This window comes from Amycolatopsis sp. cmx-4-83, from assembly GCF_046548815.1.
Taxonomy (GTDB): Bacteria; Actinomycetota; Actinomycetes; order Mycobacteriales; family Pseudonocardiaceae; genus Amycolatopsis; species Amycolatopsis pretoriensis_A.
Genome location: NZ_JAEBEF010000004.1, coordinates 281,440 through 301,372 on the forward strand (window position 1 = coordinate 281,440; position 19,933 = coordinate 301,372).

Below are 19,933 nucleotides of genomic sequence, written 5' to 3' on the forward strand. Positions count from 1 at the left end.
TCATGCGGCGGCGAACTGGTGTTGCGCCACCTTCGCCTTCGCGCAGACATCGGCGATCGTCGCGACCAGCCGCAAATGCCCGGCGTGGGTCCCATCGGCTCGCCGGCTGATCTCAACATGTGGAACGTGCGTGTTCCAGACTCTTGCGCTGTGGCGGGAGCTGCCCCATGCTTCACCTCGAAATTGTTGACGAGCCTGCCCGGAGACGTCATGGTCCTGAAAACCTTCAGCAGGCCCTTATGTTTCTGTCACGGCGAAGGCGACCAGGCGTTTACGCTGCCGTTCGCAGCCTGCCCACGGTGGTCACCGGGTCTGTCGAAGGCTTCGCGACTTTCGTGGTGGCATGGGTTGCCGCTCGCGTGGGCGGTTGCCGTTCGGCCATGACGAGGTCGGGTGTACCGGATCCGCTTTCGTGACGTGCGGCGTGTGGTGGCGGTCGGCGACATCGGCGACTTCGACCTCGCGGTGGTCGGCCTTGACGCGGGGGAGCCACGCTGCTGGACACGCTGGCGGGCCAGCCGCGTGGTCCCGCCGGCGGCGTTGCCCCAGGCGATCCGTCAGGGCCGCAGTTCCGCCGCGGTCGCCGCGTCGGCGCCGGAGTGTGAGCTCATGCGCTTCGACGACCTCGGCGCGCTGCGCCTGCTGGTCGTCCTGTCCGAAGGCCCGAACTCACCCGTTACGTGGAGGACGAACTGGGGCGCTGCTGGAGCACGACGCTCACACGAGCAGTCCGCTGCTGCCCACGTTGCGAACCTTCCTCACTTGCGGCGGCAACAAGGCACGTACCGCCGACGCGCTGTTCGTTCAGCGCCGACCTTGTACCACCGGCTCGACCGATTGCGGGAAATCCTCGGGCTCGACCCGGCGGAGGTGGACAACCAGCAGTGGCTCCAGCTCGCCGTGCGTGGCTACGACCTGCTGCATCGCCGGACCCCTCGGCACCCGTGCGCCGTCGAACCAGGGGTAATCGGTGCGTCGCCTCACCTGACGCCGTACCGGTGGCCTGGTGATTTTCAGCCGCCGCCGAGGACCCGCGCTCGCCCGCGCCGACCTCGCCGGCGCAGTGCACCCGGCCGACGGGAGTGCCAGCACAGCTGCGGCGGGCACGTCGAGCCCGGCCCGGCTGCGGCCCACTGAGCCCACCCCGTGCGGTGGACCTCAGTGACCGCCTGGCCGACGACCAGAGCCAGGCGGCAACCGGTGCCGGGCCCTGGTCGTCGCCATGACGGCCGCGCGCTATCCGCGGTGCCACTTCTGGTTCGCGCCGCCGGTGCAGTCCCACAGAGCCAAAGCTGCTCCGTCGTTGCCGTTCCAGCCCTGGATGTCGACGCACTTGTTGGCTTGCGGGTTGACGAGGTCGCCGGCCGCGCTCAGGACGAACTGCTGGGCGACGTTGCCGCTGCAGGTGGCGATCTGGATGACCGCCCCGTTGTCGGTCGAGCCCCAGGCGACGTCCATGCACATGTTGTTCTGCGTCCGCAGCGTCCCGCCCGTGTAGGTCCAGCTCTGGGCGACGGTGTTGTTGCAGCCGTACGTCTGCAGGTGGACGCCGTCGCTGAAGTTCTGGGCCGGCACGTCGATGCACTTGCCGTTCCAGTCGCTGATGATCCGGCTTCCCGACGGGGGCGGAGGTGTCCCGCCACCGGTGAAGCCGGTCAAGGTGATGCCCGCGGCCCGGGGACTGCCGTCGTTCACCAGCGACTCGAAGTTGCCGACGTCGTCGAACGCGAACGCGTAGGCTTTGCCGTCAGCCATGTTCGCGTGCACCAGGCGCGCGTACTGGTTCGTCGGATTGTTCTTGTAGAAGTCGGCCGCGTTGGTGCTCGGCTGGGTGTCGATCGTGCCGAGCGTGCCGCGGTTGAGGGCGGCGCAGAGTGTTCGGGAGATCGGGCCGACGACCTGGTCGTTCGGGGCCGCCAGCGCGCCGTCGCAGCCCCAGACGTTCGCCGAGGACGGCTTGGCGAACGACGCCACCTGCTGCCCGGCGCTGTTGGTGAAGTTCATGACGTTACCGCTGGTGCGGCCGAAGTACCTGGTGTTCGGCTGGTCCGCGAACGGCACCACGGTCAGCACCTTGCCGGTGTAGGCGTTCCACGCCGAACTGATGTAGGGATCGAGGTACGTACTGCTGAGCTGACCGGAGTCGGCGGCTTTGCCGGGGGCGAGCACGCGCAGGACCGTGCCGTCGGAGCGCGTGTAGACCGAGCCGCCCCAGCCGGCCTGTGCCTTGATGCCGTTGATGACGTTTTCCCGGCCGTTCGCGACGAGCGTGCCCGTCGAGTTCACCGCGCCGGAACCGGTCGTCACGCTCACCGTGTGCGGGATGGCGAACATGTCGACCTGAGAGCTGTTCAGCCAGAGACCGGCGTCGTTGTAGGTGAACTCGCTCCAGTCGAACAGGATGTCGCGGTTCGAGTCACCGGTGGCCCACGGGGCCGGCTGGACCAGGCCGTCGGGGGTGAGGAAGAAGTTGAGGCGCCGGCCGAACGAGAAGTAGACGCGACCGGAGATGTTGCGCGGGACCTGGATCGTCGTGCTGCCGCCGTTGCCCGGTCCGGCGATGGAGACGTCGGGTGCCGGGACCGGGGGGTTGCCGCCGCCGCTCCACGCGGTGAAGGTGCCGCCGGCGTTGACGTACCCGAGCCGGCCGGTGCTCAGGTTCACCCCGAGCACGTACAGGTAGACGGCGTCGGCGCGGCCGGTGTTGTTGGTGATGGACAAGGGCAGGAGCGCGGGACCGGAAGCGGCGGCGGGGGTGGTGCCGCCCGACACGACAGTGGCCGCGGCCGCTGCGAGCCCGGCGAAGATCGCGGTCAGTTTTCTTCGAGTTCGCACCGGCGACTCCTTTGTCCGAGGTGGGTGCTCCAGGAGTTGAACCCCGCCGTTCGGGGGCACCGGTCCGCCCGGTGCACGAGGTGTCACCATGGCGTGGACACCGCCGAAACGCGGCGCGCACCGAAGTGGTGTCACGGACGGAGATCGTCAGGGGAGCGGCACCCGACGGTAGGCCCGCGCCGCTGACCGGGTCAATGGTCTAGACGTGTGGCGGGGCCTCTCGTGCAATCGTGTTGCCCGCGCGGACGCGGGTCCCGACCCGCCGGCGGCCGTGTTGGTGAGTGACAGTCAATCCAGAACGTCTACGTTCCCGACTCTTGCGTGATCGCTTGTCGATCCGCATACTGCGGGGAGGTACGTGATCGAACTCACTGGCGAGCGACACCGCGACCGGAGGTTGACATGGCCGTAGGCCGGGGCGGCGGCCCGGATGTGCTATCCGTGCCCGTGACGAGCGCGACGGGCAAGCGAACCGGCGTAACCGCGGCGCTGGTACCGAGGTGTTCGCCGGTTCCCGGCGATTTCCCTGTCGCCCCGATTGCCGGTGAACGGACGGGAAGTGAGCCGTACGGCGCCGGTCCGGTGTCCTCGGGTGGTAACGACCTGGACCGAGAATCCGGAAGCGAGAGTCGTAAGTAATGGCCCGCTGAAGTTCATCGACGAAGCCATTTCGGTTCTGACGCGGTGAAGCAATGGTGTCGAATCGGTGGATTGGCGTGCCAAAATTCTGCCTGTGAGCGGGTTGTCTTGAAATCGGTTTCTGTCTCGTTGTGACAGTGACACCGCGGTCGGCGCCACCATAGAATAGATGTTGCCCGAAACTTTCCGACAGCGGTTTCGTGGTCGAGTCAACCTGCGGCGGCGCCGGTCGAGATGGGCACCCGCCACTTCCTGAACTCCGGAGGGGTCGTCACGTCACGGGCCGGCGGTCCCTCCGGGACCAGTACCACCCGTCACTGCACACACCGGAAGATCGGCTTAGCCACATGAACAAGATCAAGCAGTTCGTGGCCGGGTGCGCGACGGTCGCGCTCGCCGCGGCCGGCATCACGACGCTCGCACCCCCCGCGCAGGCGGCGGCACTGCCCTCGCCCGACTACGTCTTCCAGGCATGGAACGACAGCTTCCTGGTCCAGGCCAACGGCGAGACCTACTACACCAACCAATTGAAGAGCATTGGCACCGAGCGCTCCGGCTCGTGGATCGCCGCTCTCAACATCCAGGTGGCGCAGGACGTTTACGAACGTACGCACACCGCGGCCGACCGCCAGCGGGTCCGGGATCTGATCGCGACCTTCCTCAAGTACGAAGGCACCAACTGGACCTCGTGGGCCACCTGGAACGACGATCTGGCCTGGATGATCACCACTGTCCTCCGCGGTTACCTCGCCACCGGAGACCAGTCCTTGCTGAACCTGGCCGCCGATCAGTGGAACAAGACGTACGACCGGGGATGGACCGGCGCGGGAGGTGGCGGGATCTGGGAGGAAATGAATTCCAAGTACAGCAAGTGCTCACTGAGCAACAACCCGATGGTCAGCACCGCGGTATCGCTGTACCAGGTCACCGGTGACGGCGCCTACCTGACCAAGGCGAGGACGATCTACGACTGGGTCAAGAGCAAGCTCGTCAACGCTGCCACCGGTGTCGTCAACGAGTGCATCGCGTTCCCGAACGGCCCCAACGGGCCGACCGAGCTGCAGGCCTCGGACAACGCGTACAACGCGGGTTCGTTCATCGAAGCCGCCGACTTCCTGTACCGCGCGACCGGGAACGCCGGATACCGGGACGACGCCCAGCGGACAGCCGACCACTTCCTGAACACGGTCCCGATCGTGTCGAACAACGCCGGCCGCGGCTCGTCGTACCAATACTGGCTCTTCAAGGGAATCAGCGACTTCTGCACCGACACGAACACGTGCGGCAGGTACGACGCCTACATGCGTTCCAACGCAACTCAGGCCTGGAACATGCGCAACGGTGCCAACCTCACCTGGAACGAGTGGACCAGGCCGACGAACGAGCCCAACCCGGACGCGTTCGAGATGAACGGCATGGTCGGGCTGTTCCAGGACTTGCCGACGACCGACCCCTCGCCGTTCACCGGCAACTACGAACTCGAGAATGTCGCCAGCGGCCTGTCGCTGGCAGTGCAGGGAGGGTCCACGGCCAACGCGGCCCCCATCGTCCAAAATCCCGACAACGGGTCCGCCGGCGCGTCGTGGACCTTCGAGCTGCACAGCAACGGGTACTACCGGATCAAGAACGCCGGAAGTGGTCAGCTGCTCAACGTCGCGGCCGAGTCCGGCAAATTGGGAGCCGCGATCGTCCAGTGGCCGGCCGGCAACGGCGGGGCGGGTAACGATCTTTGGAAGCCCGTGGTCAACCCGGACGGCACCTGGTCGTTCTACAACCGCAACAGCAAGCTGGCCCTCGATGATCCCGCCGGCAGTACCGCCCCGGGAACCCAGTTCGTGCAGTGGGCGCCGAACGATTCGGCCGGCCAGAAGTTCCGCGTGGTCTCGCGAACCACAGGCGGTAACGCCACCGACGGCTCCGGTCCGGTGCGGTCAGCCATCGGGGGGAAATGCCTCGACGTCAACGCCGGCAGCAACGCCAACGGCACCGGCGTGCAGATCTGGGGCTGCAACGGCACGGCGGCGCAGTCGTGGAAAGTGAACTCCGACGGGACGCTTCGAGCCCTGGGCAAGTGCCTCGACGTCGCAGGCTACGGCAACGCGAACGGAACCGCGGTGACGCTCTGGGACTGCACGGGTGGCGACAACCAGCAGTGGCAGCCTTACAACGGCGGTTACCGCAACCCGTTGTCCGGACGTTGTCTCGACGACCCCGGCTCGTCCAGCGCCGACGGAACGCGCGTGGCGCTGTGGGACTGCAACGGTAGCGCCGGACAGCGCTGGTCGCTGCCCGGCGCTTGAGGCGAACACCGGGCTGCGCCCGCGCCTTCGATTTGCCCGTCACCAGAGAGATACAGGAGATGATTTGCTCGTGAGCGTGCGGAAACTGGCTGAAGCGGGTGTACCGGTACTGGTACTGGGTGTCGCGATCTTGGCGGCCTGCGTGACACCAACGGCAGCGTTGGCCTCAGAGCGGCACTCGGTAGCCGCAGTTCGATCCGCAGTTGTCGAGGCTTCGCCGACGCGCCAGCTCGTCGGCCAGGTGACCGGCTCCACGTACTTCGAAGTGAGCCCACCGGCCGCGGGGACCTACGCCTTCGAGTACGAACTCGAAGGAACCGCTTTCTTCGACACTTATGTCGACGAGGTCGAGCTCGGCTACGTGGGCGGTTCGGCCGGTGTTCACCGGACGCGTCCGCTGTCGCTGACCGCCGGCGGCCACTTGGTGCACGTCGTCGGCCCGGAGGGTACCGGAACGGCCTCGGTGTACCTGGTCGAGCTCCGGTAGCTCGGCGTCCGGTCGGGTGGGTGCCGGTCAGGACGAATGCGGGGTAGCAGCGTACTCGCTCGTGGGCGGGCGAGCACGCTGCTACCGCGGTTCGGCCGTTACCCGGGAGGTGCCTGGGTGGACCTGGTCCGTGCTTCGTCTACATGAGGGTGGTCAGCAGTGAGCAGGCGAGCTCGCTGAGGTGGTTGGCCAGGACCTCGGGCGAGTCGGTCATGCCGCGTTGGAGCCAATCGATGACGACCTCGCTCACCCCTGCCACGAGGGCCAGCAAGACCCGCTCGAACCGCAGCCGGTCGCGTTGGCGGCCGGCGACGCGCCGAGCCAGGCGACCGATGAGTTCGGCGTCTTCGCGCAGCAAGCCGCGTCGCCGTAGCTCCATGCGTGGTGCGTTGATGTAGATGACGCGCGCGCGTGTCGGGTGCTCGAACAGCGTGGTGACGAGCGCCTGCATCATCGGTCGCAGTAGCTGTTCGAGGTCTCCGGGCCGCTTCGGCGCCACGGCGGAGACTTCGGCCAGCAGCCAGTCGTTCAGTTCGCGGTGGACGGTGATGAGCAGGTCGGCCCGGTCGGCGAAGTGCTCGTAGAAGTAGCGTTTCGCCACTTTCGCCGTCGCGCAGACATCGGCTACCGTCACATCGTCGTAGCTGCGGGCGGCGAACAGTTCCACCGCCGCCTCCGTGATCCGGCTGCGCCGATCCGCGGTGCGCTCCTGCCGTGACTGTCCCGCGTAGGTCTCCCCGCGCTCAGCCCTGTCCTCGCGTTGTTCCACAGCATCCCGTCCTAGCACACCGATACCACACCCAACCTTATCCCGAGGTCTTTCGCACGGCGCAACTTTTCAGGAACGTGTGCGTTCCAGAGTCTTGTGCGTCGCTGTGCGGCGATCCATACTGCTGGCTCAGTTCAGTGCAGAGCACGCCGCCAGGAGGACCGCATGGCCACCGAGGACCAACGGCGGACTGCACTGGACCCGCTGCCGAGAGCGACGAGCCGGGCCGGGTGGGTGCTCGCGTTGCTGTTCGCGGCCAACCTGCTCAACTTCTACGACCGCACCATCCCGTCCATCGTGGTGGAGCCGATCAAGGCCGAGTTCGGTCTGTCCGACGCCGAGATCGGGTTGATCAGCGCCGCCTTCACGGTCGTGTACGCCGTCGTCGGTATCCCGCTCGGACGGCTGGCCGACCGCCGATCGCGGCGGGTCATCCTGTCCGCCGGATTGGCGGTGTGGAGCCTGCTCACCGCGGTCACCGGGCTCGTCGGCGGCTTCGCGGCCTTGGTCGTCGTCAGGCTGCTGCTCGGTGTGGGGGAAGCCAGCTTCGCCCCGGCGACCAACTCCCTGGTGGCAGACCTCTACCCGCCGGATCGCAGAGCTCGCGCCACGGGGCTGTGGCAGCTGGGTCTACCGGTCGGGCTGGTCCTCGCGTTCTTCACCGTCGGCTCGATGACGGAAGCGTTCGGCAGCTGGCGAGCTGCCTTCTTCGTCGCCGCGGTGCCCGGTTTGGCGGTAGCGGCCGCGCTGGCGTTCATCCACGAACCGGCACGAGGCGCGTCGGAATCCGCACCGGTGGCCACGGCCCAGGTGGGAACCCCGTTCCGCAGCCTGGTGCGGGTGCCCACCTTGTGGTGGCTGGTGGTCGCGGGTCTCGGCTCCCAGATCGCCTCGTACGCGGTGGCGACCTTCAGCGTCCCGCTGTTCCAGCGGCACTTCGGCACCAGTCTGGCCGTCGGAGGCGCTTTCACCGGGATCACGATCGGCGTCACCGGCCTGGTCGGGTTGACACTCGGCGGTCGCGTCGCCGACCGGGCCGGCCGTCGCTCACCTGCGGGACGGGTGCTCACCGGCGCATACGGTCTGCTCGGGGCCGCCCCGTTGACGGCGGCGGCGTTCTTCGTCGACGCCACGATGCCCCTGGTGTTCGTGGTCGTCTTTTCCGCGGGCTGGCTGTTGCAGTACCTCTACTTCACCGCCGCCTACCCGGCCGTGGCCGATGTCGTCGAACCCCGCCTCCGCGGCACCGCCATGGCTCTGTACTTCGCTGCCTCGTACCTGCTCGGCGGCGCACTGGGACCGTTGATGGCTGGTGCCCTGTCGGATCGCTTCGCCGCGTCGGCGCGAGACCTCGGAAGCGAATCAGCTGCCGCGTACGGCCTGCATCTGAGCTTGGCGATCGTCATCCCGGTAGGCCTGCTGATCGCCGCGGTCGGTCTTTTCGTCGCTTCGAAATGCGTCGCGCGCGACCAGAAGAAAATGCGAAGCGCGCTGCGAGCCGCCAGGTGAGGAAACACCCGGCAACGGAGGCGGCCCTCCGGCCACGTCCGCCGTCATGCGGACGCATCGCGGCGGGCCTGGCGTCGATCGACGAGGTGGTTGACCACGATCACCGCGGCCAGCAGAACCAGACCGATCGGCAACCCGTAGCGTCGCTCCGCGACGAGCCGGACCGTGGCGGCTGCCGCCAGCAGCAACCCGGCGACGATCCACGGCCATCGCTTGGGCCGCACTTCCGCCGGCGCGGCCGAGCTGCGTGAACGATCGGAACCGACCATCTTGCCCTCCCTTGAAGGTGTCGCGTGATGACTGTCGCTCAGACAGCACTGCCCGGCTGGGTCCATTTTTGTCCTGGGCTGCCGTTGCAGTCCCAGATTTGGAGCTGGGTGCCGTTGGCGGCCGACCCGCCGGGGTCATCGACACAGCGTCCGGACGTGGGGTTGAGGTAACCGCCGTCGACCGGGGTCCACTGCTGATTCCTGAGCCCGGCGCAGTCGGACAGCTGCAATTTCGTCCCTCCGGCGGTCCCTCCTGCCGCGCTCTCCAGGCACTTCCCGAGGGATCGCAGTGAATGATCGGAGTACGCCGTCCAGCGCTGGTTCGGCGCTGCGCCGACGCAATCCCAGATGATCACCGGTGTGCCGTTGGCGACGTTGCCCCCTTGAACGTCTGCGCACTTGCCCGCGATCCCCGACCTGACTGCACCGGAACTGCCGGGTGTCGCCGCGAACCCCGGTGCCGACCACCCTTGGTTGCGGCTGCCGTTGCAGTCCCACAGCTGCAGCTGGACGCCATTGGCGGTGTTGTCGCCCGGAACGTCCAGGCATCGGCCGGAGGCGGGATTGCGGTACGAGCCGTCGTAGGTCCGCCACTGCTGGTTTCCCGCTCCGGTGCAGCTCCAGAGCAAGACCTTGGTGCCGTTGGCTGTTGCTGCACCTGTTGCGTCGAGGCATTTTCCGAAGGCCCGCAGCGAGCCATCGGTGTACGAGGTCCACTGCTGCGCCGCGCTCGAATTGCAGTCGTAGAGCGTTACCGGAGTTCCGTCGGCGGTGCCTGCTGCCTGGACGTCCAGGCACTTGCCGGTGACGGCGGAGTGCACCGCCCCGGTCGCGACGACAGCTGGGGAGATGGCGCCGGGCGCCCACGGGGCGGTGATGTTCCAGCTGGTGTCGCTCATGAAGTGGGCGGTGGTGTCCTGTGCGGCCGGTGACTTCCCGGCGCCGTCTTGCCCGACCCAGACGGTTCCGTTGGCGAACCGCAAGAACTTGCTCGGTCGAGACCAGGAGAGCAGGGACGTGCCACTGCCGGAGTTGCCAGGGACGGGGCAGAAGGTGGCGTCGCCGGCGAACGTCGACGTGCCGTCGTAGTCGGCCCTGACGACCTGCGAGTTGCTCTGTCGCAGGAAGCTTCCCGGGTAGTTGTGGGACTCGAACGAGATGCACGAACCGCCGGTCAGGCCGGTACGGACGGTGAAGGTCGCGTCCTGCTTGTCCAGGTCGGAACTTCCGCTGGTGATGACGGAAGCAGCGGCCACTCCGTTCTGGTGCCGGACGAACCGGTCGGTGGAACCGGCGGTGGTGGCCTGAATCGACACGCTTTCGTTGATCGGAAGGGAGACGCGCTGCCCGGCGAGGTCTCTTGACGCCGCGATCAGGCTCTGGTTCGCGGCCCGCACGGCCGACGGGTCGATCTTGACGACCTGCCGGTCGTAGGTGGCGAAGCCGTTGCTCTCGGTTTCGACGTCGTAGGGTTCGGTGTACACGGCGGCGTTGAGACCTTTGTGGACCATCAGTCCGGTCAGCGCCTTCGCCATGCCGAGGAACCTGTTGGTCAGCGTGGCGGCGTCCGGTTCCATTTCATAGCCGAAGCCGCGACCCACCTGGAATTCGTGGCCGTTGACGATGAGGCCGAGCCCGCCGTACTCGCCGAGGACGTTGGCCCGGCCACCTGTCGGTGGCGCCGAGTCGGGTCCGGTGTAGGTGTGGTAGTCCCAGACGTCACCGTTGCCGCTGTCGGAGGAACCACAGCAGTTCACCCCGCTCATGTTGTCCACGAGACGGCTGGGATCCCAGGTCTTGACGGTGTTCGCGACGCCGGCGGGGTCGAACGAGCCCCAGCCCTCGTTCTGGTCGACCCACATGACGATCGACGGAGAACTGACGTGCTGGCTGACGACGTTGTGGAACTCGCTCAGCCACTGGTTCTGCGCGGCCGCGTCAGGTGCGTTGATCATCGCCGGCATGTCCTGCCACACCAGCATCCCCAGTTTGTCCGCCCAGTAGTACCAGCGTTGCGGCTCCACCTTGATGTGCTTGCGGATCAGGTTGAACCCCCAGCTCTTCTGCTGCTGGATGTCGGACCTGAGCGCGTCATCGGTCGGGGCGGTGTAGATGCCGTCGGGCCAGAACCCCTGGTCGAGCATGCCGGTCTGGAATACGAAGTTCCCGTTCAGGACGATCCGGGGTATGCCGTCGACTGTCTTCAGGCCGATCGAACGCATGCCGAAGTACCCGCCGACCGCGTCACCGCCGCCGGCTCCGGTCAGCATCACCGAGGCGTTGTAGAGGAACGGGTCGTCGGGGCTCCACCAGTGTGGATTCGGTATCGGCACGCGGATCCGGCTGCCGATGCCGCCGGAGGCCGTGGCCACGACCGCCCCGCCGTCGGGCAGTGACACGGCCACCTGCACGCCCTGGCTGCCGATACCGGCGCCACGTACGACGATGTCGAGAGCTCGGCCGGGAACGTCCGGGACCATCTCCAGGCTCGTGATGTGGGCGGGAGCGACCGGCTCGAGCCACACGGTCTGCCAGATCCCCGATGTGGCCGAGTAGAAGATTCCGCCCGGTGAGTTGCGCTGCTTGCCGACCGCGCCGCTGCCCGCATCGGTGGGGTCGTAGACACCGACGATGATTTCGTTGGAGCCGGAGCGCAGGTAAGGCGTGATGTCGAACTGGAACGCGTCGTAGCCACCGGTGTGTGAGCCGACCTGGCTGCCGTTGACGTACACCGTAGCCTGCTGATCGACCGCGCCGAAGTTGAGCAGCGTGCGACGTCCGTTCCAGGCGGACGGTACGGTGAAGGACCTGCGGTACCACATCCGGTCCAGATGACGCTGGATGCCCGACAGCGCCGACTCCGCCGGGTAGGGAACGTTGATCCGCTCCGGCAGCGTCTGGTTCACCGGAGGTGCCTGGCCGGCCGAGGCGGTGCCGAACTGCCATTCACCGTTGAGGCTCTGCCAATCCGCGCGGGTCATCTGCGGCCGGGGGTATTCCGGCAGCGGGTTGGCGATGTTCGCGGTGGCCGCGACCGTCCACGGCGTAGTCATCGGCGCGGGTTTGACGGGGGCCGCGACGCTGGGTGGTGCCCCGGTCGTGAGGGTCACCGCCGTGGCGGTGACGACCACGCTTGCCAGGGCAGCCAGCCGGCGTAACCGCGGCCGTACGGCTGGGAAAAGGGGCGCTCTGATCGACGGCAAGGGAAGCTCCTCTGCATGGCTGACAGTCGACGGGACACGGTGGGGTCGGCACTGAGTTCCGACCGGCTGGGCTCAGGCGGGGAGCCTCCAGTGCTGGTTGGCGCCGCCGGTGCAGGCCCAGATCACCAGCTGGGTGCCGGGAGTGGTGGATGAGCCGGGATCGTCGAGGCACTTACCTGACTGCGGGTTGAGCACCGAGCCGTCGCCGCGGGGCTGCCAGGCCTGCGCGGCGCTGCCGTTGCAGTCGTACAGCTGAACCGGGGTGCCGTCGGTTGTGCCGCCTGCCGTGACGTCCAGGCACTTGCCGAGCGCTTGAAGGGTGCCGCCTTGGGCCGTCCAGCTCTGCGCGCCGCTGCTGTTGCAGGTGTAGATCTGGACCGGGGTGCCGTTGGCCGTGGCGGCGGCGCGGACGTCGGCGCACAGGTTCTGGTAGCCGACGATCGGCGCGGACCCGCCGAGCGTGACGCTCCCGGCGAGCCGGATGTCACGCGATGATCCACCGATCTGGATCTGGTAGGTGCCGGCGGTCCGGGTCCAGTAGCCGCTGGTCCATGCCTGGAAGCTGCGGGCGTCGAGGGTGGTGGTGACCCGCTGGGTCTGGCCTGGGTCCAGTGTGACCTTGTCGAAGCCCCGCAGGTTCTTCGCCGGTTCGCCGGTGCTCGCCGGCTGCCCGACGTAGATCTGGGGGACTTCCGACCCGGCGCGGGTGCCGGTGTTGGTGAGGTCGAAGGTCACGGTGACGCCGTTGGCGGTGGGGGAGCTGACGGTCAGGTTGGCGTACCGGAAGGTGGTGTAGGACAGGCCGTACCCGAACGGGAACAACGGTGCGATGTTGTGCCGGTCGTACCAGCGGTACCCGACGTCGATGCCTTCGGAGTACTGCACGGTGCCGTTCTGTCCCGGCCACTGGGCGGCGGTGTGTGCCGGGACGTCGGCGAGCGAGGCGGGGAACGTGACCGGCAGTTTGCCGGAAGGGTTGACGTCGCCGAAGAGGATCGAGGCGAGGGCGTTGCCGTACTCCTGGCCGGGGTACCAGCTCTCGATGATGCCGCGCACCGAGCCGGCCCACGGCATCGTCACCGCCGAGCCGCTGTTCACCACGACGACGGTGTTCGGGTTGACGGCCGCGACGTCGGCGACGAGCTGGTTCTGCTCGGCGGGCAGGGAGAGGTCGGGCAGGTCGCTGCCTTCGGCCTCGAAGCGGCCGACGACCACGACGGCCAGGTTCGCGACGCGGGCCGCGGCGACAGCCTGGTCGTGCGCGGTCGAACTGCCGGTCACCCGCCAGGTCTGCGCGGGGCTGGTGTTGCAGGTGTAGAGCTGCAGCTGGACGCCGTTGGCGGGGTTGGCGGCGGGGACGTCCAGGCACTTGCCGGACGCCGGGTTGACCAGGGCACCGCCGGAGACAGTCCACTTCTGGGCTCCGGTGCCGTTGCACTCGTACAGCTCGATCTTCGTGCCGTCGGCAGTGGCGCCCCCGGTGACGTCCAGGCACTTACCGAGTGCGCGCACGGTGCCGTCCGCGCCGGCGGTCCAGATCTGGGCGGAGCTGCTGTTGCAGTCGTAGAGCTGGACGGGGGTGCGTTCGCGTCGTTCGCCGCGGCGACGTCGACGCACTTGCCCGCCAGGCCGTAGATCGGTCCGGAGCTGCTGCCGGAGGCGTAGGTGACCGTGGCGGCGGAGCCGGCGCGGGCCTGGATCCCTCGGAAGGGACTGACCGCGCCGCTGGGGTTGACCCCGGCGCTGCCGCCGCCCTGGTACAGCGGGGCGGCGTCGCCGCCGCTGCCGAGCACGGCGATCGACTTGGTGGCGGAGGTGATCGGCAACGTCGCGTTCGCGTTCTTCAGCAGGACGGTGCCCGCCGTGGCCACCTGGCGGGTCAGAGCGGTGTGCGCGGCGGAGGTGACCGGGGTGGTGAGGGTGCCGGTCTGGGCGTGGTCGAAGAGCCCGCGCCGGAACATCGAGGTGAGGATGCGCCGGACGTGGTCGTCGATCGTGGCCTGGGACACCTGGCCGGCGTTCACGGCGGCGGTGAGCGCGGCACCGTAGTAGCGGCTGTCAGGCATTTCCATGTCCAGGCCGTTGTTGGCCGAGGCAACGGTGGAGTGGGTGGCGCCCCAGTCCGCGGTGACGAATCCGCCGAAGCCCCACTCGTTCTTCAGGACCGAGTTCTGCAGTGGGCCGTTTTCGCAGGCGAACGGGCCGTTGATGGCGGAGTAGGAGCACATCACGGAGTCGGCGCCGCCGGTCTTCACCGACGTCTCGAAGGCGGGCAGGTAGATTTCCCGCTCCGCGCGGTCGCTGACGATCGCGTTGTCCGCGCTGCTGTTGCGATTGGTCTCCTGGTTGTAGACGGCGTAATGCTTGACCTGCGCCATCGGACCTTGACTCTGGATGCCCTGAATATCCGCGGCGCCCAGCTGCGCGGTGAGGTAGGGATCCTCGCCGAACGACTCGAATGCTCGCCCCCACCGCGGGTCCCGCACGATGTTGATGGTGGGACCGAGCTCGACGTTGGTGCCTTTACCCCACTGCTCGGCGCCGATCGTCTCCCCGTACTGGCGCATCAGGGCGGTGTCCCAGCTCGCCGCGGCGGCGACGGGGGAGGCGAGCTGGGTGACGCCGGTGACGCCGTCGCCGACCCCGGCCGGCCCGTCCTGCAGGTGCAGAGCGGGTATACCGAGGCGGGTGTTGGCGTCGACGCAGCCGACGTAGCCGCAGGACGCGCCGCCGTGCAGCATCGTGAGCTCTTCGGGCTGGGTCATCGCCGCCAGGAGTTCGGCGGCGCGCTGCTCAGGGGGCTGGGCGGTGTTCATCCATGGCTGGATGGCAGCCTGGGCTTGCGGTATCCCGCTGACGGCGAGCAGGACTGCGGCGGACGCGGAGATGAGCGCACGGAACATCCTGGGTGGAGACGAACGCATAGGGCCTCCTCACGTTTGTGGATCGGGAGATCCGAGTTCAGCTGGTGGCGTTGAGCAGGTCGAGTGCGCTCTGCTGGCACCCGTAGTCACTCGTGCCGGGGCCACCTGCCCAGTGCGGTCCGTACTGGTCGAGGGCAGTGCGGTCACGGGCGTACGCGGAGTCGGCCCAACCGCGGAGCGTCGCGGCGTAGGGATGGTCGCTCAGCTGGGAGCTGAGCTTGCCCAGGCCGCGCACGTAGGCGCCCTTGAAGCTGGGACCATCGCCGGTGCAACCGTCACCTTCGCCCGGCTCCTGCAGCACCCCGCCGCTCTGCAGCCTGACGCTCGAGGCGTCGGCCAGGCCGCGGGCGGTGTCCAGAAGTGAGGTGTCGCCGGTGGCCCGGTACAGTTCGGTCAGGCCCGCCAGCACCACACCCTGGTTGTAGGTCCAGGTGGGCTGCCCGTTGTTGGAGCAGGAGTCGGTGAGACCGTCGTTGATCAGGTGGTCGCCGTTGATCATTCCGCTGTCCTTGAACCAGCTCCACTCGTTCTTCGCCCGGGTGAGGTAGGTGGTGTCGCCGGGGATGCGGTTGTGCAACGCCGCGGAGAGCTGCAGGAACAACTCGTTGGTGATGGCGTTCTTGTAGTTGCCGTTCGTGCTCCACCGGACACCGCCGCCGCAGGTGCCGTTCCAGTTGGCGAACATGTGGTCGGCGTCGGCGCGGGCGGTGGTCAGGTAGCGGGCGTCGCCGGTCAGGTCGTAGGCGTCCACCCAGGCCAGGCCCCACCAGCCGGTGTCGTCGAGGTATTCGTTGGTGAAGTTGCCGCCCTGCGCGCCGAGGTTCTTGGCGTAGGTGTCGGCGATCGCGTACTGGTAGCTGCCCATGCCGGTGACGCGGGCGTTGTCGATGACGGCGGTCAGCGCGTTGGCGCTGGTCCACCAGCCGTTACCGCCGAACAGTTTCGTGCCGCGGTCGTACGACATCATCAGAGCGGTCGCCGCCGCGGTGCGTCGGTCGCCGGCGTTCCACGTGGTCCGCGCCCACGCGGTACAGGCGATGGCCGTGCTCCCGGCAGGCTGGCCGCAGGCGCGCAGCGCGCCGATCCCTTGGGCGTTCCAGTCGTCGACGTTGAACATCAAGGTCCGCCAGCCCGTGCCGCCGGAAGGGGTCGTGGTGTCGCCGAGCTTGCTGCCCGAACTCCAGGTCCGGCCGCCGTCCATCGACCGGTCCAGCCAGACTTCATCGCCGGTCGTGCCGTTGTCGATCGACGCCCACCCCATCGCGTCGGCGTCGTCGAAGCGCAGCGTCAGGGAACGGCCGGACGAGGTGGCGGTGACCGCGATCCGGTCGTGGGGGGTCAGGGAGGGATCGCGGGGTTCGCAGTACTTGTTACAGATCCCCGCGGCAGCTGCGTCCGCGCTTGAGGTCGTGGGGGCGCCCGCCGGCTGGGCGGCTGCGCCGACGGACAGTGTGGTCGCGATCATGAGAACCGCGGTCAGCAGTGATCGTGTGCTGTTCATGGGAGTGCTCCACAACTCACGGAGATCAGGCGTTCGGAGGGGACCAGGTCCGCATGGAGGTCACGGTCGCCGGGACCGTGGCTGGGGCGCAGTCACCGTGCACCCCAACCCGCGGCTCAATGGGTTTCCATCAGTCCACCGATCTGCTCGTGCGGTCAGGCCGCGTCGGCCGTCCACTTCTGGTTCGGGCCACCGTTGCAGTCCCAAAGGGCGAGCTGGGTGCCGTCGACGGCGGACGACGCCGGGTCGTCCAGGCACCGGCCCGATGCGGGGTTGCGGTATCCGCCGTTGTAGGGCTGCCACTGCTGGTTGCTGCCTCCGTGGCAGTCCCAGAGCGCCACCGGGGTTCCGTTCGCGGTGCCGTAGCCGGTGACGTCGAGGCACTTGCCCACGGCCTGCATGGTGCCGTCGGGGAAGGTGCTCCAGAGCTGGGCGGTGGTGGCGTTGCAGCCCCAGATCTGTACCACGGTGCCGTTGGCGTTGCTGCCGCCGTTGACGTCCAGGCACTTTCCGGTGATGCCTGAACGCACCGGCCGGCCGGCCGTGCCCGGCGGCTTGAGCCATCCGGCGCTGTCGGCCGCCTGGATGCCCGCGTTGAACGCGTCAGCCATCTTGCGGTAACCGTTGTCGTTGGGGTGCAACGCATCGGAGAGGTCCGCGGCGGTGAGCGCGCTCATGTCGACGTAGCGGACGTGCCGGCCCGCGGCCTGTTCTTGCTGGACGATGCCGGGGATGGCGGCGTTGAAGGGCCCGCGCAGCGGTTCCTCGGTGGAGCTGGTGGAGATGATCACCGAGCCGACCAGGACGGTCGCGTCGGGGGCGTCGCGGGTGATCTGGTCGAGCAGGGCGTGCAGCCGGTCGGGTGCGGTGGGGATCTGGTACTGCTGGCCGAGGTCGTTGGTGCCGATCTCCAGGGTGACGACGTTGGGCCGGTACCGCGCCAGGGTGTAGTCGGCGATACCGGCGATCTGGTCGATGCGCCAGCCGGAGTGGCCTTCGTTGTCCGGGTCGGCCATGTCGCCGTTGCGGCCGCTGCCGACCAGGTCGACCGCGTGCCCTTCGGCTCGTAGCTGGTCGGCGAGGAACGCCCGGTAGCTGTTTCCCGTGCTGCTGCCGATTCCCCAGGTGATCGAGTCACCCAACGGCAGTACCCGCAGCGTGGACGCTGCCGCCGTGGTGGCGGCAGGCGTGCTTGCTGCTTCGGCTGTCGCCGGCAGCGCGGCGGTGCACGCGAGTGCGGTGATCGTGACGCAGGCAGCTTTGAATCCGTTCATCATCCATCCTCGTGCTCGCAGTGGGTGAACTTCCTATGTGGACAGTCCCCATTTCTGGTTGGCGGCCGCGGTGCAGTCCCAGATCTCCACCTGGGTTCCCCAGGCGGTGGACCACCCCGGTACGTCCAGGCACCGGGCCGACTGCGGGTTGTACAGCGATCCGTCCGGACGGGGCACCCAGACCTGCGCACCGGTACCGTTGCAGTCGTAGAGACTCACCAGGGTGCCGTTGGCGGTGCCGCCGCCGTTGACGTCGAGGCACTTGCCGAGGACCTGCAGGGTGTTTCCGGCGCGGTTGGCGGTCCACTGCTGGGCGGCAGTGCCGTTGCAGGTCCAGACCTGGATGGGCGTGGCGTTCGCGTTGCTCGCATTGCGCACGTCCAGGCACAGCCCCGCGTAGCCGCTGATGGCGCTGGGCTGGGTGTCGGTCATGGTGATCTCGACCGAATGCGATCCGCTGAGGGTGGAGGGCAGGAAGTGGTCGGCTCGGTCGACCCCATCGAGCTTGAAAGAGCTGATGACGTTGCCGGCACCGCGCAGGGTGACGTTGAGGTTCGCCGCTCGGTACCTCAGGTCGGAAAGTGTGGCATCGCCCCAGCCCCAGCCCCAGGGCAGCGTCGGCGTCCAGGTGATTCCGTCCGGAGTGAGGTTCATCCCGAACAGGCCGTTGTACACCATCCGCAGGTACGCCGTCGCCGACCAGGTCTGGTCCCGCACCGGTCCCCAGTGGCCGCCGGTTTGCCAGCCACCGTCCGGGGCGCCGGAAAGGAAGTTGTAGATCTCGTAGAACCCGCCGCTGCTGTTGGCGAGTGCAGCCAGTGTGGTGGCTTCAGTGGCGAAGCGGGCCTGGTTGCCGGTCTTGGTGGCGGCCTCGGCCCAGTAACCTTGGATCATCGGCCACACGCTGACGTTGTGGCGACCGGGCCGGCTGTCGGCGTAGCGCGGGAAGTGCGAGTAGACGTCCACGATGCCGTGCGGCTGGATATGGGCGTTGTGCATGATCGACCGGGCCTGGTCGGTGCTCGCGATGCCGAAGAGGATTGCGAAGGAGAGGCCGGTGCCCTCCTCGGACGAATCCAGCGCGCCGGACGGGCCTCCGTCACCGTTGTGGATCAGGTAGCCGTAGGTGCCCTTGGCGGGGATCCAGAAGTACTGGTTGATCCGCGACTTCAGGGTGTCCGCCGCCGCGTTCTGGGTCGTGACCTCGGCGGCGGGTCGGCCGAGGGCGGACGCCATCAGGGCAGCGCTGCGGAACGCCGAGTAGTACAGCGTGTTGGTGCTCAACGCCATGAGCTTGCTGGTCGCGTATGAGCCGACGAAGCCACCTTTGCTTTCGGTGTCGTCAGCCGGCGGAGCCGGGTATCCGGCGATGCCGTCGTTGAAGAACGACGGGCCCTCGAAGAGGCCGTACGTGGAGTTGAAGTTCGCACTCTTGCGTGCGTTCAGGGTGTTGAGGGCGGTCTGGTACGCGTTGGCCAGGAAGGATCGGTCGCCGGTGGCCAGGTAGTGGTTCCAGGCGGCGGTCAACCACACGACCTGGTCCCACCACTGGTCGTCCTGTTGGAGTATCAACTGGCCGTCGGCCTGCCTGCGGACCACCGACCACAGGGTGTTTGCGGCGGTGGCGGGATCGAGCAGGCTCGCCGCGTTCCACGAGTTGACCGATGCATCCCTGGTCCACGGCTGCGGGTACTCGGCGCCCGCGCGCAGAAACGTTCCCGGGGGGTCGGTGAGCAGACCCGACTGGTTGTACACGGCCGGGTCGTAGCGGATGGTGTTGACGTCGAGCAGGTTCGTCAGCGCCTTGGTGTAGGCGGCACCCAGGGTCGATTGTGTGCCCGGATCGGTGAATCGCAGAGTGGGCCGGCTGGCTGAGACGGACGTCGGTTGGGCGATCTGCGGTGTTCGGTCGAGTGGGGCGCCGGAAGCCACGCCGGGTGTCAGCGATGCGGTCAAGGCGAGGCAGCACGCGGTCCGGAGCCAGCGCCGAGCTGCATCACGGCGATGTGTGTGCATGGAGAACTCCAACTTCGACAACGTTGTCGGTCAATGCGCCCGGCCGTTGGCTGCCATCGAAGTGAATTAGGAGCAGCAGTGCAGGAGAGCGCTCTCCAGTTCAGTTTCACTCCGCCTGTCGACGATGTCAATCGTCAACGAGAATTTGGTCTCGACCCGACAAATTGTGTCCAGGAACCGCAAATCCGCTGCGGCGAGAATCGCTCG

11 protein-coding genes and 2 pseudogenes are annotated in these 19,933 nt (G+C 67.8%); 3 read left to right on the forward strand and 10 right to left on the reverse strand.

The window, feature by feature from the left end; genetic code table 11:
- Positions 1–1,236 precede the first annotated feature (1,236 nt).
- Positions 1,237–2,835: a beta-1,3-glucanase family protein gene (locus ACLJQM_RS13850; RefSeq protein ID WP_410631515.1), complete on the reverse strand. Its 1,599-nt coding sequence runs from the start codon at positions 2,833–2,835 to the stop codon at positions 1,237–1,239.
- 839 nt (positions 2,836–3,674) lie between these two features.
- Here ACLJQM_RS13850 and ACLJQM_RS13855 point away from each other — a divergent pair.
- On the forward strand, positions 3,675–5,774 hold the full coding sequence (locus ACLJQM_RS13855) for an RICIN domain-containing protein (protein ID WP_410631516.1): 2,100 nt from the start codon (positions 3,675–3,677) through the stop codon (positions 5,772–5,774).
- A gap of 70 nt (positions 5,775–5,844) precedes the next feature.
- Positions 5,845–6,261 carry a hypothetical protein gene (locus ACLJQM_RS13860; protein WP_410631517.1) on the forward strand — a complete coding sequence of 139 codons (417 nt, stop codon included), beginning with the start codon at positions 5,845–5,847 and terminating at the stop codon, positions 6,259–6,261.
- A 139-nt stretch (positions 6,262–6,400) separates the two neighbouring features.
- Here the strand turns inward: ACLJQM_RS13860 and ACLJQM_RS13865 are convergent, their stop codons facing one another.
- Positions 6,401–7,048, reverse strand: coding sequence for a TetR/AcrR family transcriptional regulator (locus ACLJQM_RS13865; protein ID WP_410631518.1), 648 nt, complete (start codon positions 7,046–7,048; stop codon positions 6,401–6,403).
- A 216-nt stretch (positions 7,049–7,264) separates the two neighbouring features.
- Here ACLJQM_RS13865 and ACLJQM_RS13870 point away from each other — a divergent pair, with 216 nt between their 5' ends.
- Positions 7,265–8,539, forward strand: coding sequence for a spinster family MFS transporter (locus tag ACLJQM_RS13870; protein WP_410631519.1), 1,275 nt, complete (start codon positions 7,265–7,267; stop codon positions 8,537–8,539).
- A 44-nt stretch (positions 8,540–8,583) separates the two neighbouring features.
- Here ACLJQM_RS13870 and ACLJQM_RS13875 read toward each other — a convergent pair whose 3' ends face one another.
- The 8 genes and pseudogenes from ACLJQM_RS13875 to ACLJQM_RS13910 all read right to left on the reverse strand — a co-directional run bounded on the left by ACLJQM_RS13875 (position 8,584) and on the right by ACLJQM_RS13910 (position 19,666).
- Complete coding sequence (locus ACLJQM_RS13875) at positions 8,584–8,808, reverse strand: hypothetical protein (protein WP_410631520.1); 225 nt, start codon at positions 8,806–8,808, stop codon at positions 8,584–8,586.
- Between the two features lie 38 nt (positions 8,809–8,846).
- A complete protein-coding gene (locus ACLJQM_RS13880; RefSeq protein ID WP_410631521.1) occupies positions 8,847–11,939 on the reverse strand; it encodes a ricin-type beta-trefoil lectin domain protein in 3,093 nt (1,030 codons plus the stop codon).
- A 144-nt stretch (positions 11,940–12,083) separates the two neighbouring features.
- The gene (locus ACLJQM_RS13885) at positions 12,084–13,292 is read right to left on the reverse strand and encodes a glycoside hydrolase family 3 C-terminal domain-containing protein (RefSeq protein WP_410631813.1); all 1,209 of its coding nucleotides are present in this window, start codon (positions 13,290–13,292) and stop codon (positions 12,084–12,086) included.
- A 45-nt stretch (positions 13,293–13,337) separates the two neighbouring features.
- Positions 13,338–13,628: pseudogene (locus ACLJQM_RS13890) on the reverse strand (ricin-type beta-trefoil lectin domain protein); the annotation flags it as partial.
- Positions 13,622–14,935: pseudogene (locus ACLJQM_RS13895) on the reverse strand (glycoside hydrolase family 3 protein); the annotation flags it as partial. The pseudogenes ACLJQM_RS13895 and ACLJQM_RS13890, both read right to left, overlap by 7 nt.
- Before the next feature lie 37 nt (positions 14,936–14,972).
- Positions 14,973–16,436, reverse strand: a complete 1,464-nt coding sequence (locus tag ACLJQM_RS13900) for a glycoside hydrolase family 76 protein (protein WP_410631522.1) — start codon at positions 16,434–16,436, stop codon at positions 14,973–14,975.
- 155 nt (positions 16,437–16,591) lie between these two features.
- On the reverse strand, positions 16,592–17,710 hold the full coding sequence (locus ACLJQM_RS13905) for a ricin-type beta-trefoil lectin domain protein (RefSeq protein WP_410631523.1): 1,119 nt from the start codon (positions 17,708–17,710) through the stop codon (positions 16,592–16,594).
- A 33-nt stretch (positions 17,711–17,743) separates the two neighbouring features.
- On the reverse strand, positions 17,744–19,666 hold the full coding sequence (locus tag ACLJQM_RS13910; RefSeq protein ID WP_410631524.1) for a ricin-type beta-trefoil lectin domain protein: 1,923 nt from the start codon (positions 19,664–19,666) through the stop codon (positions 17,744–17,746).
- Between the last annotated feature and the right edge of the window lie 267 nt (positions 19,667–19,933).